Raw genomic sequence first — 20,146 nt, forward strand, 5'->3', positions numbered from 1 at the left:
GGAAAGATAGGGATCGGGCGGGCCGGCCCGCGCGCTCGCGGGCGGCTCCCGTGATTCAATGGTGCTGGCGGTGCGCGTTGACGAACTGGCGGCAGCGTTCGCTCTGCGGCGCATCGAAGATCTCCGACGGCGTGCCGCTCTCCTCGACGCGCCCCTGGTGCAGGAACAGCACCTTGCTGGACACGTCGCGCGCGAACGCCATCTCGTGCGTGACGAGTATCATCGTGCGGCCTTCGCACGCGAGATCGCGAATCACCTTCAGCACTTCGCCGACGCGCTCGGGATCGAGCGCGGAGGTCGGCTCGTCGAACAGCATGACTTTCGGCCGCATCGCCAGCGCGCGCGCGATCGCGACGCGCTGCTGCTGGCCGCCGGACAAGAAGGCCGGATAGACGTTGCGCTTGTCGGCCAGGCCGACGCGTTCGAGCAGTTGCTCGGCGCGCGCGATCGCTTCGGCGCGCGGCTCGCGCAGCACATGCACGGGCATCTCGATCACGTTCTCGAGCACCGTGCGGTGCGCCCACAGGTTGAAGCTCTGGAACACCATGCCGAGCCGCGTGCGGACCCGCTCGACCTGACGCGCATCGGTCGGCACGGTGCGCCCCTTGCGGTCGACTTTCAGCCCGATCTCCTCGCCGTCGACGACGATGCGCCCCCGGGTCGGCGTCTCGAGCAGGTTGATGCAGCGTAGCAGCGTGCTCTTGCCCGATCCGCTCGCACCGATCAGCGAGATCACCTCGCCTTCGCGCGCGCTCAGCGACACGCCCTTCAACACTTCCAGGTCGCCGAACCGCTTGTGCAGATCTTCCACCTGCACGCGTTCCTCGACGTCCGTTTTCACGCTCTCCACCCGCGCCAACATGCTGTCTCCTGTGTCGAATTCTCACGCCCGTCCCACGCGGGATCGTGGCGTCTTGTTGAATGGCCGACCAACCTCATGCGGAGTCGAGTATAGGTGCTGTTGAACAATGGTTCAACAGTTTTAAAATAATCCGGAGCAAGGGTTTTCGCGGGTTTCGCGACGCTTTCATCACCGTAATTGAACAAGCGTCCGGCACTCCCCTATAATCGGTGCCATGACGATTCCGTAAGGTCACCACGTGAAAAAGACTCCTGGCACGGCACCGGTTCAGGCACGCAGCCGCGGCATCCGAGAAACACCCGCGGTGCGTCAGCAATCGATCATCGACGCGACGATGCGCTGCATCGCGCGCTACAGCTATTCCGAGACCACGATCGACCGCATCTGCGCGGAAGCGAAGGTCTCGCGCGGGCTGATCAATCATCATTTCCAGTCGAAAGACGAACTGATGGCGCAGACCTACAAGCGGCTCGCGACCGACCTGCTTGACGTGTCGCGCGCGGCGGCCGCGAACGCGACGGGCCCCGAGGAAAAGCTCGATGCGATCATCAAGGTCTGCTTCGCCACGCCGGTGTTCGCGCCGAAGAACGTGAAGGTATGGCTCGGCTTCTGGAGCGTCGCGCACAGCGACCCGGTGATCCGCAAGGCGCACAAGGAGCTGTACAGCGGCTACCGGCAAGCGTTGAAGAAGCTGTTCGACCAGATCGCGGAAGTGCGCGGCGGCACCGTCGACAGCGATCTCGCCGCGCTGACGCTGACGGCCGTGATCGACGGCTTCTGGCTGGAGCTGGCGCGCGACCCGACGTCGTTCACCGCGGAAGACGCGCTGACGAGCTGCCTGCGCGTCGTCGATACGTTCCTCCCGCCGCCGAAGACGGCCCGCAAGCGGGCGTAACGCATCACGCGCGCACCCGCCGCCGGGCAACCGGCGGCGGCAACGACGGCCTCGCACGGTGCGAGGCCGTTCGCGTTTTCAGGCCGCGCGGATCTCGATCAGGTACGGCGCGTCGTGGGCGGCCGCTTCGCTCAGCGCGCCGGCCAGCGAGGTGCCCTCTTCGACCCGCTGCGCACCCCATCCGTACGCACGCGCGATCGCGACGAAATCCGGCGTGTGCAGATCCACGCCGACCGGCTCGACGCCGACGTCGACCATCGCGCGCTTGATCTCCCCGTACCCGCCGTTGTTCAGCAGCACGACGATCACGCGAGCGCGGTGCTGCACCGCGGTGCCGAGCTCCGCGAGCGTGTACTGGAGCCCGCCGTCGCCGGCCACGCAGACGACCGGGCGCGACGCGTCGCCGAGGCTCGCCCCCACGGCGGCCGGCAGCCCGTAGCCGAGCGAGCCGAATCCCACCGACGCGTTGAACCAGCTGCGCGGGCGCGGCGCCGCGAACCCGACGTTGCCCGCGTAGACGATGCGCGTCGAATCGCCGACGATCGCCGCATCGGGCAGCGCGTCGCGCACGCTGTCGAGCAGCGCGAGGTCGCGCCGCATCTCGTCGTTCAGTTCCTGCCGCGCCGCCGCTCGGCACGTCGCCGCGCGTTCAATGCCGTCGCCGTCCGCGCGCGCGGACGCATCGGCCGGCCAGCTGCGCCGGAGTGCGCGCACAGTTTCGCCGACGTCGCCGAGCAGCGGCAACGCGGGCACCGCGTTGCGGCACAGCTGTTGCGGGTCGATGTCGATCCGCACGAGCGGCGCGGGTATCGCGAAGCTGCGCGTCGCGTACAGATCGTAGTCGGTCGGCCCCAGCTCGGTGCCGAGCGCAATGATCAGGTCGCTGTCGCGCATCAGCGCACGCACCGCGTCGCTCGACGCCGACCACGCGATGCCGAGCGGATGCGCGGGCGGCAGCACGCCGCGCCCGTTGATCGTCATCACGACCGGTGCGTCGAGCGTTTCCGCGAGCCAGCGCACGTCGTCGGCCGCGTCGAGCGCGCCGCCGCCCGCGAGGATCAGCGGCGCGCGCGCGGCGGCCGCCTTCGCACGGAATGCGTCGATGCCCTGGGCCGATGCGGGCCCCGGCGCGATGCGCGGCGGCGCGGCCGGCACCAGCGGCAATGCATCGGCAGGCGCCGCGAGCACGTCGAGCGGAATCTGGATGTGCACGGGGCGCGGGCGGCCGCCCGAGAACACCGCGAATGCGCGCGCGATCGCCTGCGGCAGCGCGTCGGCGCGCGGCACCGTGTAGCTGAACGCGGCGACGTTCTCGGCGAACGCATGCTGGTCCGGCAATTCGTGCAGATGGCCGTTGCCCGAACCAATGTCGCCGGACGCATTGACGCTCGAGATCACCAGCATCGGAATCGAATCCGCATAAGCCTGCGCCATCGACGTCGCGATGTTCGTCATGCCGGGCCCGGTGATCACGAAACACACGCCGGGCTTGCCGGTCGCACGCGCATAACCGTCCGCCATGAAACCCAGGCCCTGCTCGTGGCGCGCGCTCACGTGACGCAGCGCGCTGCCGGCCAGGCCGCGATACAGCTCGATCGTATGCACGCCGGGAATGCCGAACACCGTGTCGACGCCGTAGGCAGCGAGCAGATCGACGAGGTACATGCCTACAGTTTTCATAAGGTTTCCATCGTTCAGGACAGGTTTGAAGATCGTACGCCGGCCACGGCCGTCAATGCGCGAGCCCCGGCAGCAGTTCGCGCACGCCCTGCGCGAGCATCTGGAACGCGATCGCGGTCAACACGATGCCGGACAGCCGCTCGACCAGCGTCCTGCCGATCTCGCCGAGCCGGCGGCACCACGACGCCGAGCACGCATACGTGAGCCCGATCACGCCCGCATGCAGCACGCAGGCGGCGCTCAATGCCAGCAGGTCGGCGGGCGTATGGAAGCGCGTCGCGGTCGTGATCACGAGCGACATCACCGCGCTGCCGATCGACAGCGGAAAGATCAGCGGCACCGCGATGTAGTTGCGCCATTGCGCATACTCGAGCCGCGTGTCGCTGCCGCTGCGCTCGTCGTTCGCGGTCCCGCGCATCATCGGGATCGACCACAGGCAGAGCACAAGGCCGCCCGTCAGCGTCAGTGCGCCGAGCGTCAGGCCGAGCATGCGCAGCAGGAACTGCCCGCCCCATACCGCGCCGACCATCAGCGTCGCGATCCACGCGAACAGCCGGAACGCGATCTGCCGCTGCGTCGTATCCGGGAAATGCCCGGTGACCGCCGCGTACATCGGGATCGCGACGGGCGGACAGAACAGCGTCAGCAGGCCCGTCAGGAACAGCAGCACGTCGCTCGACGTCAGGGTCATCGTTCGCACTCGGATGCGGTCGGGTGGATAAGGAATGCAAGGGCATCGCGGCCGCGGCTGGGTCAGCCGAGTTCGGCGTGGAGTTCGGGGACCGTCGAGAACAGGTCGCCGACGAGGCCGTAGTCGGCCACGCTGAAGATCGGCGCTTCCGGATCCTTGTTGATCGCGACGATCACCTTCGAATCCTTCATGCCGGCCAAGTGCTGGATCGCACCCGAGATGCCGACCGCGATGTACAGCTGCGGCGCGACGATCTTGCCGGTCTGGCCGACCTGATAGTCGTTCGGCACGTAGCCTGCGTCGACTGCGGCGCGCGATGCGCCGAGTGCGGCCGACAGCTTGTCGGCCAGCGGCTCCAGCACCTTCGTGTAGTTCTCGCCGCTGCCCAGACCGCGGCCGCCCGACACGATGATGCTTGCGCTCGTGAGTTCCGGACGGTCCAGCTTCGTCACTTCACGGCTCACGAACTGCGACTTGCCGGCGTCGGCCGCTGCCGCGATCTTCTCGACCGCTGCGCTGCCGCCTTCGGCCGCGATCGGATCGAAACCCGTCGCACGCACCGTGATGACCTTGACCGGATCGCTCGACTGCACCGTCGCGATCGCGTTGCCCGCGTAGATCGGGCGCTCGAACGTGTCGGCCGAATCGACCGCCGTGATGTCCGAGATCTGCGCGACGTCCAGCTTCGCGGCAATACGCGGCGCGATGTTCTTGCCGTACGCCGTGGCCGGCGCGAGGATGTGCGAGTAGTCCTTCGCGATGTTCAGCGCGGTCGCTTCGACATTTTCCGCGAGGCCCGCTTCGAGCTGCGGCGCGTCGGCCAGCAGCACTTTCGACACACCGGCGATCTTCGCCGCAGCGTCCGCAGCCGCCTGCGCGTTGTGGCCCGCGACCAGCACGTGAATGTCGCCGCCGACGAATTTGCCAACCTCGGCTGCCGCCGCCACCGTGTTCAACGTCGCGGCCTTGACCGACGCGTTGTCGTGTTCTGCAATCACCAGAATCGTCATTTCCTTGCGCTCCCTCTTACAGCACCTTGGCTTCGGTCTTCAGCTTCTCGACCAGCGTCTTCACGTCCGGCACCTTCACGCCGGCCGCGCGCTTCGGCGGCTCGACCACCTTCAGCGTCTTCAGACGCGGCGCGACGTCCACGCCAAGATCTTCGGGCTTCACGATTTCCAGCGGCTTCTTCTTCGCCTTCATGATGTTCGGCAACGTCACATAGCGCGGCTCGTTCAAACGCAGGTCCGTGGTCACCACGGCCGGCAGTTGAAGCGACAGCGTTTCCGCGCCGCCATCGACTTCGCGTGCGACCGTGGCCTTGCCGTCGGCGACCGTCACCTTCGACGCGAACGTCGCTTGCGGCAGGCCAGCCAGCGCGGCCAGCATCTGGCCCGTCTGGTTCGAATCGTCGTCGATCGCCTGCTTGCCGAGGATCACCAGTTGCGGCTGTTCCTTGTCGACCAGCGCCTTCAGGATCTTCGCGACGGCCAGCGGCTCGACGCTGTCGGTCGATTCGACGAGGATCGCGCGATCCGCGCCGATCGCCAGCGCCGTGCGCAGCGTTTCCTGCGCCTGCGTGACGCCCACCGACACGGCGATCACTTCGGTCGCGACGCCCGCTTCCTTCAGGCGCACGGCTTCTTCAACGGCGATTTCGTCGAACGGGTTCATCGACATCTTCACGTTCGCGAGGTCGACACCCGTGTTGTCCGACTTCACGCGGACCTTCACGTTGTAATCGACCACCCGCTTCACTGCCACCAGTACCTTGATGCTCATTCATTCCCCCGGAATCGAATCGTTCAGTCCTGCGCGGCTTCCTGCGGCGCGCGTTCGCGCGGCCGCATGTCGCCATCGAAATCGTCGAGCGTCGGGAACGCCATCGGTTCCAGCCGGTCGAGCTGCGCCAGGTACGCGTCGTAGCGTTCGAGCACGGCCGCCCGCTCCGCGTCGCCGATATACGGCACGTGATAACCGACGAACGACGGCAGCACGTCGAAACCCGCATAACCAAGCGTGCCGCGCAGCACGTGGCGCAGCATCAGGTCCATCTCGCCGTGCACGCCGTCCGCGCCGAACATGTAGTCGCGGCCGCCGCACGTATAGGCGAGCAGCGCGCGCTTGCCGCGCATTCCGCCGCGATCGTAGAAACGCACGCCGCCATATACCTTGCCCGACACGAGCACGCGGTCGACCCAGCCCTTCATGATCGCCGGCATCGAGCACCAGAACAGCGGGAAGCTCAGGATCAGCAGGTCGCAGGCGACCAGCTTGTCGAGTTCGGCGGCGATGTCGGGCGCGATCGCGTGCGCGGCGACGTTCTCGCGCTGCTCCAGCGCATAGACGAGATAGTCCGGGTTCTTCCGCACGCCGAAATCGGCCGCGCTCGCGACCGGGTTCCACTGCATCGCGTACAGGTCGGACACCGTCACGGTATGCCCCTGCGCTTCGAGCGTGCTCACCGCGCGGTGCAGCATCGACGTGGTGAACGACTGCGGTTCGGGATGGGCGTGAACGATCAGGACTTTCATGGTGCTGTTTTTCTCCGCAACGTAACGTTGATTCGGTTGATATCAGACGGACCCGGCCGCACGCTTGCGCAGCAGCGACAGGCCGATCGCGATGCAGGTGGCCGCCAGCAGCAGCGTTGAGACCGACGCGATCGCCGGATCGACGTTCTCGCGCATCCCGTCCCACATGCGGCGCGGCAGCGTGTAGACGCCCCGGCTCGAAATGAACAGCGTGACGACCAGTTCGTCCCACGACAGGATGAACGCGAACACGGCCGCCGACAGCACGCCGGGCCGGATCGACGGCAGGATCACGTAACGCAGCGTCTGCGACAGGTTCGCCCCGAGGCTGCGCGACGCCTGCTCGATCCGCAGGCCGACCGTCGCGAGCGACGCGGATACCGCGACGACCACGTAAGGCACCGACAGCACGACATGCGACAGGATCACCGCCGGATAGCTGTCGAGCATCCCGAGTTCGCCCCACAGCCGGTAGAACGCGAGCGCCGACACGATCGGCGGCACGATCAGCGGAAACAGGATCACACCGCGCACCAGCTCGCCGCGCCGCGATGCCACCTTCCACAAGCCGATCGCGCACAAGGTGCCGAGCGTCACCGAGATCGCCGACGAAACGAGCGCGATCAGCCCGCTCTGCAGGAAGCTCGACACCCAGCCGTCGTCGTCGAGCAGCACGCTGTAATGCCGCAGCGACAGCGCGCCGTCCGGCATCGACAGGTAGTCGCTCGGCGTCAGCGACACGGGCACCGACACGAGCAGCGGCAGCATCAGGAACAGGATCGCGGCCCATGCGACGCCGATCACCAGCGCGCGGCCGGCCGTCAGTCTGGTCTTCATCTTCGATTCCTCCGGTCGGATTCAGCGCGCGCCGAACAGCTCGCGCAGGTCGACGAAACGCGCGAGCAGCGCAAGCGCGGCCAGGATCGACGCCAGCAGCAGCGACGCGAGCGCCGCCCCGCTGCCCCAGTTCATCAACTGCAGGATCTGCGTGCTGATGTATTCGGCGATCATCACCGTGCGGCCGCCGCCGAGAATCACCGGCGTCACGTAAAAGCCGAGCGAGAAGATGAACACGAGGATCGCCGCGCCGACGATGCCCGGCCGCGTCTGCGGGAAATACACCTTGCGGAACGTGACGAGCGCGCCCGCGCCGAGCCCCTGCGACGCGCGCACCAGCTGCGGGTCGATGCCCTTCATGTTCGCGTACAGCGGCAGCACCGCGTACGGGATCATGAAGTGGATCATCCCGATCACGACGCCGATCTCGTTGCGCATCAGCGGCAGCGGCGCGTCGATCAGCCCGATGCGCATCAGCAGCGTGTTGACGAGCCCCTGCTCGCCGAGCAGGAACAGCCACGAGAACGCGCGCACCAGCACCGACGCCCAGAACGGCACGAGCAGCCCGAACATCAGCGCCATCCGCTGGCGCGGCCCGACGTGCGCCATCGCATACGCGATCGCATAACCGAGCGCGACCGAGCACACGGTCGTGACCGCGCACACGCGCAGCGTCGTCCACAGCACGCGGTGCACGCCACGGTTGTCCAGCAGCCGCGCGTAGTTGTGCAGACCGGGTTCCGGCACCGCGAAGCCGAGCCACAGCACGCGCACGAGCGGATACACGTACAGCACGATCAGCACCGCAAGCAGCGGCACGACCAGCAGCCAGTAGCGGTCGGCTTTCGCGCGGCCGAGCGGGGCGGCGCCCGCGACAGGGGTAGTCAGGGTATTCATCGCATCACGCTCACGAGGCAGCGGCTCAGGACGACATCAGGTCGGTGTACTGCGCGAGCGTCGCTTCGTAATGCTGCGCCCACCACTCGGGATTCACCTTGCACTGTTTGGCCCAGTTCTCCGGCGTGCCGGGATTGTCCGCGCGCAGCGCCTGCGGCACGGCGGCCGTCGCGGCCGGCGTCACCGGCCCGTTGCCGAGCAGCGACAGCAGGCGCACCTGCGGCTCGACGCCCTGCACGAACTTGATGAACTGCCACACGGCGTCGCCCGACGGATTGTTCTTCGGCACGCCCCACACGTCGCACGACGCGAGCCCCTGCTCCCACGTATAGCGGAACCGCCCGCTGCTCTCGCGCTGCAGCACGTTCGCACGCGTATGCCAGATGCACGCCATGCTGACTTCGCCGTTGCGCAGCAGTTGCAGGCTGTCCGCGCCCGAATCCCACAGCAGCACGTTCGAGCGCAGCTCCTTGAGCTTCTTCATCGCGCGCGGCACGTCGATCGGGTAGACCTTGTCCTTGTCGACGCCGTCGGCCATCAGCGCGGCCTCGAGCGCGCCACCCATCCACTTCCACAACCCGCGCTTGCCCGGAAACTTGCCGACGTTCCAGAAATCGGCCCAGTTCTTCGGCGGATTCGCGCCGAACTTGCGCGCGTCGTAGACGAGCACGTAGCTCAGCAGGTACGACGGCACGCCGAAATCCGATGCGAGCCCCGGCAACGCGTTGCGGCCGACGACCGAATAATCGATCGGCCGCAGGAATCCCTGCTTGCCGAGCTTGATCGCCGCGAAACCGTCGAGATCCATCACGTCCCAGATCACGTTCCTGTTCTCGACCATCGCCTTGATCTTGCCGTCCTCCGGCGACGAGTCGTAGCCCATCCTGATCCCGCTCGCCTTCGTGAACGGGTCCATGTAGGCGGAGCGGAACGCGGAGCGCGCCTCGCCGCCCCACGCGCTGAGCACGATTTCCTTCGGGTTCGCGGCCAGCGCGTCCTTCGCGCCCGTCGCCAGCAGCGTCGGCGCGAGGCCGGCGGCCGCGCACAGCCGCAGGAAGTCGCGGCGGCGCTGCGATGTAGCGGGTTGAAGATCGCGTGCTTGGTCGAGCAGGTCCTGCAGATAGCGGTTCGTCATGGTGTCTCCTCCAGGCTGGGCAGCACCCGCACGCATCTCGTCGTTTCCGGGCACCGTTGAATCGGCCGGCGACGACGGCGCTCGCCGCGTCGCGCGGGATGCATCGTTCGTCGTATCAGTCCGACGCGATCCGGCAGGTCGCGTCGCGCTCCCACTGCACGAACACGTCCATGCCGGTGCGCGGCGACGCGAGTCCGCGCCAGGCCGGCACGTCGGCGGTCACGCAGCCGAGCGCCGCGGTCTCGATCTCGAAGCGGTACGACGAACCGAAATAGCTCCAGTGGCGAATCCGGCCGGCCACTTCGTTGTGCGCGCCACCACACGATATGGCCGAGACGCCGACCTTCTCCGGGCGCAGCGCGAACAGCAGCGTGTCGTCCGGCCGTGCGCCGCAGGGGGGCGCGACGAACCGCGCATCGCCGACGCGATAGTGCGTCGCCGCGGCATCGCCGCCGAGCGCGACACCTTCGATGAAATTGCTCTTGCCGAGGAAATCGGCGACGAAGCGGTTGGCCGGCTGTTCGTACAACCCGTCCGGCGTCCCGATCTGTTCGAGCCGGCCGTCGCGCATGATCGCGATGCGGTCCGACATCGACAGCGCCTCCTCCTGATCGTGCGTGACGAACAGGAACGTTGCGCCAAGCCGTTCGTGCAGCGCCTTCAGTTCGACCTGCACCTCGCCGCGCAGCTTGCGGTCGAGCGCGCCGAGCGGCTCGTCGAGCAGCACGAGATCGGGATCGAACACCAGCGCGCGCGCAATCGCGACGCGCTGCTGCTGGCCGCCGGACAACTGGCGCGGCAAACGGTCCGCGAGCTGGCCGAGCCGCACGAGATCGAGCGCGGCCTTCACGCGCTTCACCGCGTCGGGCCCCTTCTGCTTGCGCACCATCAGCGGATACGCGACGTTCTGCTCGACCGTCATGTGCGGAAACAGCGCATAACCCTGGAACACCATCCCGAAGTTGCGCTTCTCGGGCGGCAACGCGACGATGCTGCGGCCGCCGACGCGCAGGTCGCCGGTCGTCGGATGCTCGAAACCCGCGACGATCGTCAGCAACGTCGTCTTGCCGGAACCCGACGGTCCGAGGATCGTCAGGAATTCGCCGCGCGGAATGTCGATCGTCGTTTCCCGCAGCGCATGCACATTGCCGTAGCGTTTCGACACGCGGTCGATCTGCAGACCCGCGCCGCTCGCCGTGCGCCCCGCCGGTTCCGCGCGAACCGCGTGCGCACCGGGCCCACCCTGCTCCACACCTGCCGTCGTCTCCATCACCGCGCTCATCGCGTGTCTCCTGGTCAACTCACATTTGGGTTGAACGTTCATTTAACAGAACTTATACTATGCCGAAATGCGGTTCGCAAGTAGCGGCGACCCTTGCCGGCTCTGACACAACACGACACCCAACACCAAGGAGACAGTGGCAACATGAGCAACGAGGACATCCGAATCGAACGGCACGACGGGGTCGTGACGCTTCGCCTGAACCGCCCGGCGAAGCGCAATTCGCTCGCGCGGCCGCATCTCGACTTTCTTCGCGACACGCTGGATACGCTCGCGAACGACCCGGCCGTGCGCTGCCTCGTGCTGACCGGCACCGGCAGCGCATTCTGTGCGGGCGCGGACGTCGACGAATGGGCCGAGGCCGAGCGCAACGGCGAACTCGACACCTACGGCTGGAGCGAACGCGCGCACCGCTTCGTCGAGGCGCTGGCGGCATTTCCGCGCCCCACGGTCGCGGCGCTGAACGGCTCGACGGTCGGCGCGGGCACCGACATCGGCTTCGCGTGCGACTTCCGCATCGCCAGTACGGCCGCGACGCTGCGCTGCGGTTATACGGGCATGGGCTACAGCCCCGACATGGGCGGCAGCTGGTTCCTGCCGCGTCTCGCGCGACCCGACGTCGTGCGCCGCTTCATCTTCCTGAACGAACGCTGGAACGCGCAGGACGCGCTCGCGGCCGGCTTCGTATCGGAAGTCGTCGATGCCGACGCGTTCGCCCAGCACGTCGCCGCCTTCGCCGCGCGTCTTGCGCAAGGGCCGAGCGTCGCGTTCGGCCATGCGAAGGCGCTGCTCGCGCAGTCGCTCACGCACACCCTCGCCGAGCAATTGCGCGGCGAACTGGCGGCCTGCGTCGCTTGCGGTCACAGCGAGGACGGCCAGGAAGCGCTTCGCGCGTCGGTCGAGGGGCGCGCACCTAATTTTGTCGGGAGATGATTCATGGATTTTTCGCTGACTCAAGAGCAGGAAATGCTGGTGTCGTCGCTGCGTCAGTTCGTCGAGAAGGAACTGCAGCCCCATGAATTCGCGGTCGACCGTGCGGACGACGTGCCGCCCGAACTCGCCGACTCGATCCGCCGCAAGGCGCTCGAACTGGGTTTCTACGCGTTCAACATGCCCGAAAGCGCCGGCGGCCCGGGCCTCGACTACGTGACGCAGGCGCTCGTCGAGCGCGAGCTCGGCCGCACGAGCTGGGCGCTGCACGTGTTCGTCGCGCGGCCGAGCAAGATCCTGATGGCCTGCAAGGGCGACCAGATCGAGCGTTACCTGAAGCCGACCGTGCGCGGCGAGCGCGTGGACTGCTTCGCGCTGACCGAGCCGGGCGCCGGCTCCGACGCGATGGGCATCCGCACGCGTGCGGTGCGCGACGGCGACGACTACGTGATCAACGGCAGCAAGCACTTCATCAGCCACGCGGATACGGCCGATTTCGTGATCCTGTTCGCCGTCACCGGCGAGGAGGAAGTGCGCGGCCAGAAGCGCAAGCGCGTGACCTGCTTCCTGATCGACAAGGACACGCCGGGCATGACCGTGCGGCGCGGCCCGCACTGCACGAGCCTGCGCGGCTACCACCAGTCGGAAATCTTCCTGTCCGACTGCCGCGTCAGCACCGCGCAGATCCTCGGCGAGGAACATCGCGGCTTCGATCTCGCGAACGACTGGCTCACCGCCGGCCGCGTGATGGTCGCGGCCAACAACATCGGCCGCGCGCAGCGCGCGTTCGAGATGGCGGCCGAATGGGCCGCGACACGCCAGCAGTTCGGCAAGCGCATCGGCGAATTCCAGGGCACGTCGTTCAAGCTCGCTGACATGCAGACCGAGATCCGCGCGGCGGAACTCGTCACGCTCTACACCGCGCAGAAGCTCGACCTGGGCACGATGACCGACGGCGATGCCGCGCTCGCGAAGCTGCTGGCAACCGAAACGCTCGGCCGCGTGACCGATCATGCGGTGCAGATCTACGGCGGCATGGGGCTGATGGATGAACTGCCGATCGAGCGCTTCTGGCGCGATGCGCGCATCGAGCGCATCTGGGAAGGCACGTCCGAGATCCAGCGACACATCCTGTCCAAGGAAATCCTCCGACGCTACAGCTGACGCGAACCGTCGCGCCGGCAAGTACGGCGCGACTTCCGAAAGGACTTTTCATGACTTCCTCTCCCGCAGTCAGGGATCGCCGCACCACCGCCGCGGCCAACCTGCGCCGGCTGCTCGAGCCGGCCAGCATCGCGTTCGTCGGCGGACGCGGCATCGCGGGCGCCGTGCAGCGCTGTCGCGACTACGGTTACGCCGGCGATATCTGGCTCGTCAACCCGAACCATGCCGAGATCGACGGCGTGCGCTGCCATGCGAGCGTCGCCGACCTGCCCGCCGCGCCCGATGCCGTGTTCGTCGCGGTGCCCGCGCGGCAGGCGATCGACGTCGTGCGCGCGCTCGCCGAACGCGGCGCGGGCGGCGCGATCGTCTACGCGTCGGGTTTCTCCGAGACCGGCGCCGACGGCGCCGCGCTGCAGCAGGCGCTCGTCGACGCGGCCGGCGACCTGGCCGTGCTCGGGCCGAACTGCTACGGGCTGATCAACGGCCTGAACGGCAGCGCGTTGTGGCCCGTCGCACACGGCGCACCGCGCGTCGAATCGGGCGTCGCCGTGATCACGCAGAGCGGCAACCTCGCGTACAACCTGTCGATGAGCGCCCGCTCGGTGCCGTTCGCGTACCTCGCGAGCGTCGGCAACCAGGCCTCGGTCGACATCGCGCGCCTCGTCGACGCGTTCGTCGACGATCCGCGTATCCGTGCGATCGGCGTGCATCTCGAAGGCCTGAAGGACGTGCGCGCGTTCAGCGAAGCCGCCGCACGCGCGCTCGCGCGCGGCGTGCCGATCGTCGCGCTGAAGAGCGGCACGTCGACGCTCGGCGCGCAGCTCGCGATGAGCCACACGAGTTCGCTCGCGGGCTCGGACGCGCTGTACGACGCGCTGTTCCGGCGGCTCGGCGTGATCCGCGTGAAGGATCCGGTCGGCCTCGTCGAGACGCTGAAGCTGCTCGCGATCGCCGGCGTGCCCGAGCGCCGCACGCTGGCCGCGCTCGCGACGTCCGGCGGCGATGCGGGGCTCGTCGCCGATCTCGGCGAAGCACGCGGCATCGCGTTCCCGCCGGTCGGCGACGCGGGCCGCGACGCGCTCGGCAGCGTGCTGCCCGCCTACGCGACGATCGCGAACCCGCTCGACTTCACGACGACGCCGTGGGGCGACCCCGACAAGATGCGCGCATGCTGCGACGCGCTGCTGGCCGATCGCCCGGGCGCAGCCGCGATGATCCTCGACTATCCGCAGGCAGCAACCGGCGAACGGCCGCTGTGCGACATCGCGGCCAACGCGTTCGCGGCGTCCGCGCGCCAGCACGGCGTGGTCGGCGCGGTCATCTCGGTGTTTCCGGACCTGACGCCGCCCGATCACGCGGCACGCATGGCCGCGGCCGGCATCGCGCCGCTGCAGGGGCTCGCCGACGGCATCGATGCGATCGGCGCGGCGATGACCTACGGCGACACGCGCCGCCGCATCCTCGATGCCGATGCGCTGAACGCGCTGCCCGTGTTGCGGGCCGGCAATGGTGACGACGGCGCGGCCACGCCGCACGACGAATGGGCAAGCAAGCGGATGCTGGCCGCGCACGGGCTCGACGTGCCGCCAGCCGAATGCGTTGCCCCCGCCGATGCGCCGGCCGCCGCGCAGCGGCTCGGTTTTCCGGTGTGCGTGAAGGTCGTCAGCGATCGCCTGCCGCACAAGACCGAGGCCGGTGCGGTCGCGCTGAAGCTCGCGTCGCCCGAGGCCGTCGCCGCCGCGGTCGAGCGGATGACCGAGCAAGTCGCGCGTCATGCGCCCGACGTGCGCGTCGAGCGCATCCTCGTCGAGAAGATGGCCGACGCGCCGCTGCTCGAACTGATCGTCGGCGTGAAGCGCGAGCCGAACTTCGGTCTCGCGCTCGTGCTCGGCGCCGGCGGCGTGCTGGTCGAACTGATCCGCGACACCGCGACGCTACTGCTGCCGGTACGGGACAGCGACGTGCGCGACGCGCTGCTCGGCTTGAAGCTCGGGCCGCTGCTGACCGGCTATCGTGGGCGGCCGAAGGCCGATCTCGATGCCGTCGTCGCGAACGTGATGGCGATCGCGCGCTTCGCACAGGCGCACGCGGATACGCTCGTCGAGCTCGACGTCAATCCGCTGCTGGCGATGGAACACGGCGCGGTCGCGGTCGATGCGCTGGTGAGGCTCGATACCTGATACGCCGGCCATGAAACGCACCGGCCCGCTCGCGCGATGCGTGAGCGGGCCGGATGCCGCCGCGCGGCGTAATGTTCAGACCACCTTGCCGGGATTCAGCAGCCCGAGCGGATCGAATGCGTGCTTGAGCGTGCGCATCGCGGCCAGTTCGGCGTCATTGCGCGAGCAGCCGAGCCAGTCGCGCTTGTAGCGCCCGATGCCATGCTCGGCCGACACCGATCCGCCCGCGTCGCGCACCAGCGGATACAGCACCGCGTCGACGTCGTGCGCGCTTTCGCCCTTCGCATACGGCGCCGATACGCAGACATGCAGGTTGCTGTCGCCGAGATGCCCGAAGAAGAACACGTGCGCGCCGGGCCAGCGTGTCGTCAGCGCGCGATCGCACGCGTCGATGAACGCCGCCGTCTCGCGCGGCGGAATCCCCACGTCGAAATTCACCAGGCCGGGCAGCGCGTCGATCGCGAGCCCTTCCCGCAACGTCCAGAACGCCTGCGCGTCCGCGGCGCTCTGCGCGAGCGCCGCGTCGTCGATCAGCCCGCGTTCGAACCAGCCGGCCAGCACGGCTTCGAACCGCTCGGCGGTCTGCGCCGCGTCGCCGCTTGCGCACTCGATCAGCACCTTGACGCCGCCGTCCGCGGGCAACGGCGCTCGCACGCCCGGCGTGTGTTCGGCGACGTAGCCGTAGAACGCCGGCCACATCGTCTCGAAACTCAGCAAGTCCGCGCACGACGCCCGCGCGTCGCGCAGCAGCGCAAGTGCCGCGGCCGTGTCGCGCACCGCGCACAACGCGGTCGACGGCGCGGCGAGCTTCGGATGCAGCCGCAGCACGACACGGGTGACGATGCCGAGCGTGCCTTCGCTGCCGACGAAGATCTGCCGCAGGTCGTACCCCGCGTTGTTTTTCAGCAGCTTGTTCAGCGAACCCAGCACGGTGCCGTCGGCCAGCACCGCTTCGAGGCCGAGCACCTGTTCGCGCGTGGTGCCGTAGCGGATCACGCGGTTGCCGCCCGCGTTGGTCGCGACATTGCCGCCGATCTGGCACGAGCCGCGCGCGCCGAGATCGATGCCGAGCGCGAACCCCGCGTCGTCCACCGCCTGTTGCAGGTCCTGCAGCGTGGTGCCGGCCCAGGCCGTGACGGTCGCCGCGTCCGCGTCGATCTCGACGACGCCCTTCAGCCGCTCGAGCGACAGCGCGACGTCACCCTCGGTTGGCGCCGCGCCGGCCGCGAGCCCCGTCATCCCGCCCTGCGGCACGACCGTCTGCCGGTATGTGGTGCAGATCGCGAGCGCGCGGCTCACGTCGCCGACGCTGCGCGGCCGCAGCAATGCACGCGGCCGCGCGCCCGGCGCTTCGCCGTAGTTCGTGAAATGACGCGCGCCGATCGCGTCGCCCGTGCTCACGCAATCGTCGCCGAGCGCATCGCGCAGCGCGGCGACGACGTCGCCGTTCGAGGAAAAATCGGACATGGTCGACGGGGCCGGCCGTTCCCGGCCCATGGAAACAGAAGGATCAGAAGTTGTGCCGCATGCCGACGCGTGCGGCGGCCTGCGTGCGGCTCGTCGACGGCGCGAAGCTGTAGCCGATCACCGCGTCGACGCCGTTCGACGCGCGCATCCAGTCGACGGCCGCATACACGTCGGTGCGTTTCGACAGCGCGTAGTGCGCGCCGAGCGCGACCTCGTGCCAATGATGGCCTTCGAACGTCGTGTACTGGTAGCCCGCGACGAGCGACAGCGGCGCGGTCGCCTGGTACAAACCGCCCGCTTCGTACACGCGCATCGTCGACGATTGCCCGTAGCCCTTGAACGTCGTGTTGCTGAAGTCCGCATTGAGCGTCAGCTTGCCGAGCGTGTACGAGGCGCCGATCCCGAAGATCGACTGCGAATTGACCGCAAACGGCGTCGAATCGTGCAGGTCGGTGACGGCGCCCGTCGCCGGATCGATCGTCGCGACCGTCTGCCCGAGCATCGTCGTCACGCCGATCTGCGCATACGGGTCGAGCGCCGCGAGCCCGCGCGGCGAATTGAGCCGCGTATAGTTGCCGCCCGCCGAGAAATTGCCTTGCGTATAGGTCGCGCCGACGCTCCACGCGCTGCCGTCGTGGAAACTGCCCGCGTCGTTGCTGAACGAATACATGCCGCCGACCACGAGCCCGTGGAAGCTGTTGCTGACGAACTTCACCGCGTTCTGCAGCCGGTCGCCGCTCTGGCGGTCGAAATCGCCGAGGTGCACGCCGTAGCCGCTGCCGAACGCGCTGACGTTGAACGCCGCCGTGAAGTCGAACGCGAAGTCGTACTGGTTGCCGAACGTCAGCGTGCCCCAGTCGTTGCCGAGCCCCACGTAGGCCTGGCGCCCGAACATCGCGCCGCCCTGGTTCAGCTTGCCGGTGCCGAGCCGGAAGCCGTTCTCGAGCTTGAACACGGCCTTGTTGCCGCCGCCGAGATCCTCGGTGCCCATCAGGCCGACGCGGTTGCCGTACGACACGCCGTCGTCGAACAGATACGCATGCGCGCCGCCCGTATTGTTCACATAGGTGATGCCGCCGTCGATGATCCCGTACAGCGAGACGCTGCTCTGCGCGTGCGCATAACCGTGGGCCATCACCGACATCAAGCCGGCCAGCAGGAAGCGTTTCTTCATTTCCGGTGTCTCCAGTTTCCGCGCGACGCGGATCGATTGTCGTTGTTCGTGAAAGACCGCCCGCCTGCTTCGCTTCGGCATCGCGGCGCTGGCGAGTATAGGTTTCGTTGAATGAATGTTCAATCGATAGAGGCACCGATCGGCACCGGTGTTTACACGCATCGGCGATATCTTTATTGAAAAAACGTTCAACCCGGCATAACATCGACCGGCAGCCCCGCGGACGACGCGCGGGCCCGTTCCGAACCTCGGAGTGCACCGGATGACGACCCACCTCAGCCCCGCCGCCGAGCCGCGCCTGCGCTCGGCCTACGAAGGACAGAAGTCTCGCCCGTACGACCCGGGCGCGCCGATCGCGACGCCGCTCGAACTGCACCGCTGCACCGTGCAGCCCGAATGGGTCGACTACAACGGCCACATGAGCGAATCGTGCTACCTGCTCGTGTTCGGCGACAGCAGCGACGCGTTCTTCCGTTACTTCGGCATCGACGACGACTATCGCGAAGCCGGCTGCTCGATCTATTCGTCGGAAACCCACATCCGCCACCTGCGTGAAGCGATGCTCGGCGAACCGCTCAGGCTCACGCTGCGATTGCTCGATGTGGACGACCGGCGCCTGCACGTGTTTCATTCGATGCATCACGCGACGACCGGTGCGCAACTCGCGACCGGCGAGCAACTGCTGACCCACGTCGACATGCGCGCGAAACGCTCCGCGCCGTTTCCCGACACGATGCGCCGGCATCTCGACGCGATTCACGCCGAACACGCACGCGCACCGCGCGAACCTCATGCGGGCCGCGCGATCGCGATCCGCCGCCCCGCCCCCGCTTCACGCTGAACCATGACGGAGCCTTCCATGCAGACGAACGACGCCTGGCGCACGCGCGCCGGCCAACTCGAAATCGAATCGCGCGCCTTCGTGGACGGCGCGTTCCGCGACGCGCACGATGGCGCGACCTTCGCATGCACGAGCCCGATCGACGGCCGCGTGCTCGCCCAGGTCGCGCACTGCCGGCAGGCCGACGCCGACCTCGCGGTTGCGGCCGCGCGGCGTGCGTTCGAGCACGGCGCATGGCGCGGTGCGACGCCGCGCGAACGCAAGCGCGTGCTGCTGCGCTGGGCCGCGCTGATCCGCGAGCACGCGGACGATCTCGCGCTGCTCGAAACGCTCGACACCGGCAAGCCGATCGCCGATACGACCGCGGTCGATATTCCGTCCACCGCGTATTGCGCCGAGTGGTTCGCGGAAGCGATCGACAAGACCGGCGGCGAAGTCGTGCCGGCCGATGCGCATCTCGTCGGGCTCGTCACGCGCGAGCCGATCGGCGTGGTCGCCGCGGTCGTGCCATGGAATTTCCCCGCGATGATCGCGATGTGGAAATGCGCGCCCGCGCTCGCGGCCGGCAACAGCGTCGTGCTGAAACCGTCGGAGAAATCGCCGCTGAGTGCGCTGCGGCTCGCCGCGCTCGCGGCGCAGGCCGGGTTGCCGGCCGGCGTGCTCAACGTGCTGCCGGGCTTCGGCGACGCGGGCGAAGCGCTCGCGCGCCATCCGGACGTGGACTGCATCGCGTTTACCGGCTCGACCGCGGTCGGCCACAAGGTCGCGCGCTGCGCGGCCGATTCGAACCTGAAGCGCGTGTGGCTCGAACTCGGCGGCAAGTCGCCGCAGATCGTGCTGCCCGACTGCCCCGACCTCGACCGCGCGGCACGCACCGTCGCGCATGCGGTGTTCTACAACACCGGGCAGATGTGCACGGCCGGTTCACGCCTGCTGGTCCATCGCGAGATTCGCGACGCGCTGGTTGCGCGCGTGCTCTCGATCGCGCCCGACTACGCGCCCGGCGATCCGCTGTCGCCCGACACGCGGATGGGCAGCCTGATCGACGCGGCGCAGGTCGAGCGCGTGCTCGGCTACGTCGATGTCGGCCGCGACGAGGCGACGCTGCTGGCGGGCGGCCAGCGCGCGCGTACCGCGAGCGGCGGCCAGTACGTCGAGCCGACCGTGTTCGACTGCCCGCGCGCCGATGCGCGGATCGTGCGCGAGGAGATTTTCGGGCCCGTGCTCGCGGTCACCGCATTCGACGATCTCGATACGGCCGTCGCGCTCGCCAACGACACACGCTACGGGCTCGCGGCATCGGTGTGGACGGCAAACCTGACGACCGCGCACGAAACCGCGCGCCGGTTGCGGGCCGGCACGGTGTGGGTGAATGGCTACGAGGAAACCGACGACATGAACTTCCCGTTCGGCGGCTTCAAGGAGTCGGGCAACGGGCGCGACAACTCGCTGCACGCGCTGGAGAAATACACGGAACTGAAGTCGACGATCATCCGGCTTCGGTAAGACGAAACGGGCGGCGCTCGCAGGCCGGATCGCGAGCGCGTGGCGAGCCGGATTAGGCGATCGGGAATCCG

General features: G+C 68.2%; 18 protein-coding genes. 6 read left to right on the forward strand and 12 right to left on the reverse strand.

From position 1 onward, the window contains the following. Positions 1 to 55: 55 nt before the first annotated feature. Positions 56 to 862, reverse strand: coding sequence for an ABC transporter ATP-binding protein (locus ACN22W_RS24380; protein WP_048246353.1), 807 nt, complete (start codon positions 860 to 862; stop codon positions 56 to 58). A 238-nt stretch (positions 863 to 1,100) separates the two neighbouring features. Between ACN22W_RS24380 and ACN22W_RS24385 the strand changes: the two genes are divergently transcribed. Beyond that, positions 1,101 to 1,757 (forward strand): TetR family transcriptional regulator C-terminal domain-containing protein, encoded by a 657-nt coding sequence (locus ACN22W_RS24385; RefSeq protein WP_240674511.1) that lies wholly within the window; start codon positions 1,101 to 1,103, stop codon positions 1,755 to 1,757. 78 nt (positions 1,758 to 1,835) lie between these two features. Here ACN22W_RS24385 and ACN22W_RS24390 read toward each other — a convergent pair whose 3' ends face one another. The 9 genes from ACN22W_RS24390 to ACN22W_RS24430 all read right to left on the reverse strand — a co-directional run bounded on the left by ACN22W_RS24390 (position 1,836) and on the right by ACN22W_RS24430 (position 10,813). Next, positions 1,836 to 3,437, reverse strand: a complete 1,602-nt coding sequence (locus ACN22W_RS24390) for a 5-guanidino-2-oxopentanoate decarboxylase (protein ID WP_419689714.1) — start codon at positions 3,435 to 3,437, stop codon at positions 1,836 to 1,838. A 52-nt stretch (positions 3,438 to 3,489) separates the two neighbouring features. Continuing rightward, positions 3,490 to 4,128, reverse strand: a complete 639-nt coding sequence (locus ACN22W_RS24395; protein WP_419689715.1) for a MarC family protein — start codon at positions 4,126 to 4,128, stop codon at positions 3,490 to 3,492. 62 nt (positions 4,129 to 4,190) lie between these two features. Beyond that, positions 4,191 to 5,138, reverse strand: coding sequence for an electron transfer flavoprotein subunit alpha/FixB family protein (locus tag ACN22W_RS24400; protein WP_419689716.1), 948 nt, complete (start codon positions 5,136 to 5,138; stop codon positions 4,191 to 4,193). Between the two features lie 16 nt (positions 5,139 to 5,154). Next, positions 5,155 to 5,904: an electron transfer flavoprotein subunit beta/FixA family protein gene (locus tag ACN22W_RS24405; RefSeq protein WP_419689823.1), complete on the reverse strand. Its 750-nt coding sequence runs from the start codon at positions 5,902 to 5,904 to the stop codon at positions 5,155 to 5,157. A 29-nt stretch (positions 5,905 to 5,933) separates the two neighbouring features. Beyond that, a complete protein-coding gene (locus tag ACN22W_RS24410) occupies positions 5,934 to 6,662 on the reverse strand; it encodes an NAD(P)H-dependent oxidoreductase (RefSeq protein ID WP_174383918.1) in 729 nt (242 codons plus the stop codon). A 42-nt stretch (positions 6,663 to 6,704) separates the two neighbouring features. Further along, positions 6,705 to 7,499, reverse strand: coding sequence for an ABC transporter permease (locus ACN22W_RS24415; protein ID WP_129517075.1), 795 nt, complete (start codon positions 7,497 to 7,499; stop codon positions 6,705 to 6,707). Positions 7,500 to 7,520: 21 nt separating this feature from the next. Continuing rightward, the gene (locus tag ACN22W_RS24420) at positions 7,521 to 8,396 is read right to left on the reverse strand and encodes an ABC transporter permease (protein WP_129517074.1); all 876 of its coding nucleotides are present in this window, start codon (positions 8,394 to 8,396) and stop codon (positions 7,521 to 7,523) included. A gap of 25 nt (positions 8,397 to 8,421) precedes the next feature. Beyond that, positions 8,422 to 9,531 (reverse strand): ABC transporter substrate-binding protein, encoded by a 1,110-nt coding sequence (locus ACN22W_RS24425; protein WP_419689717.1) that lies wholly within the window; start codon positions 9,529 to 9,531, stop codon positions 8,422 to 8,424. Positions 9,532 to 9,646: 115 nt separating this feature from the next. Further along, a complete protein-coding gene (locus ACN22W_RS24430; RefSeq protein WP_419689718.1) occupies positions 9,647 to 10,813 on the reverse strand; it encodes an ABC transporter ATP-binding protein in 1,167 nt (388 codons plus the stop codon). A 144-nt stretch (positions 10,814 to 10,957) separates the two neighbouring features. On the opposite strand from ACN22W_RS24430, the gene ACN22W_RS24435 reads away from it, so the two are divergent. Genes ACN22W_RS24435 through ACN22W_RS24445 form a run of 3 tightly spaced genes read left to right on the forward strand, consistent with a single transcriptional unit; the run spans position 10,958 to position 15,087 of the window. Further along, the gene (locus ACN22W_RS24435) at positions 10,958 to 11,746 is read left to right on the forward strand and encodes an enoyl-CoA hydratase/isomerase family protein (RefSeq protein WP_419689719.1); all 789 of its coding nucleotides are present in this window, start codon (positions 10,958 to 10,960) and stop codon (positions 11,744 to 11,746) included. Between the two features lie 3 nt (positions 11,747 to 11,749). Further along, positions 11,750 to 12,907, forward strand: a complete 1,158-nt coding sequence (locus ACN22W_RS24440; protein WP_193100838.1) for an acyl-CoA dehydrogenase family protein — start codon at positions 11,750 to 11,752, stop codon at positions 12,905 to 12,907. 50 nt (positions 12,908 to 12,957) lie between these two features. Continuing rightward, positions 12,958 to 15,087: an acetate--CoA ligase family protein gene (locus ACN22W_RS24445; protein ID WP_419689720.1), complete on the forward strand. Its 2,130-nt coding sequence runs from the start codon at positions 12,958 to 12,960 to the stop codon at positions 15,085 to 15,087. A gap of 75 nt (positions 15,088 to 15,162) precedes the next feature. Here the strand turns inward: ACN22W_RS24445 and ACN22W_RS24450 are convergent, their stop codons facing one another. Continuing rightward, positions 15,163 to 16,554: an FAD-binding oxidoreductase gene (locus ACN22W_RS24450; protein ID WP_419689721.1), complete on the reverse strand. Its 1,392-nt coding sequence runs from the start codon at positions 16,552 to 16,554 to the stop codon at positions 15,163 to 15,165. Between the two features lie 43 nt (positions 16,555 to 16,597). Further along, positions 16,598 to 17,728 carry a porin gene (locus tag ACN22W_RS24455; protein ID WP_412024824.1) on the reverse strand — a complete coding sequence of 377 codons (1,131 nt, stop codon included), beginning with the start codon at positions 17,726 to 17,728 and terminating at the stop codon, positions 16,598 to 16,600. A 262-nt stretch (positions 17,729 to 17,990) separates the two neighbouring features. Between ACN22W_RS24455 and ACN22W_RS24460 the strand changes: the two genes are divergently transcribed. Beyond that, positions 17,991 to 18,569: a thioesterase family protein gene (locus tag ACN22W_RS24460; RefSeq protein ID WP_419689722.1), complete on the forward strand. Its 579-nt coding sequence runs from the start codon at positions 17,991 to 17,993 to the stop codon at positions 18,567 to 18,569. An 18-nt stretch (positions 18,570 to 18,587) separates the two neighbouring features. Next, positions 18,588 to 20,075 (forward strand): aldehyde dehydrogenase, encoded by a 1,488-nt coding sequence (locus tag ACN22W_RS24465; protein WP_419689723.1) that lies wholly within the window; start codon positions 18,588 to 18,590, stop codon positions 20,073 to 20,075. Positions 20,076 to 20,146 lie beyond the last annotated feature (71 nt).

Source organism: Burkholderia theae, assembly GCF_048565265.1.
In the GTDB taxonomy this organism is placed as follows: domain Bacteria; phylum Pseudomonadota; class Gammaproteobacteria; order Burkholderiales; family Burkholderiaceae; genus Burkholderia; species Burkholderia theae.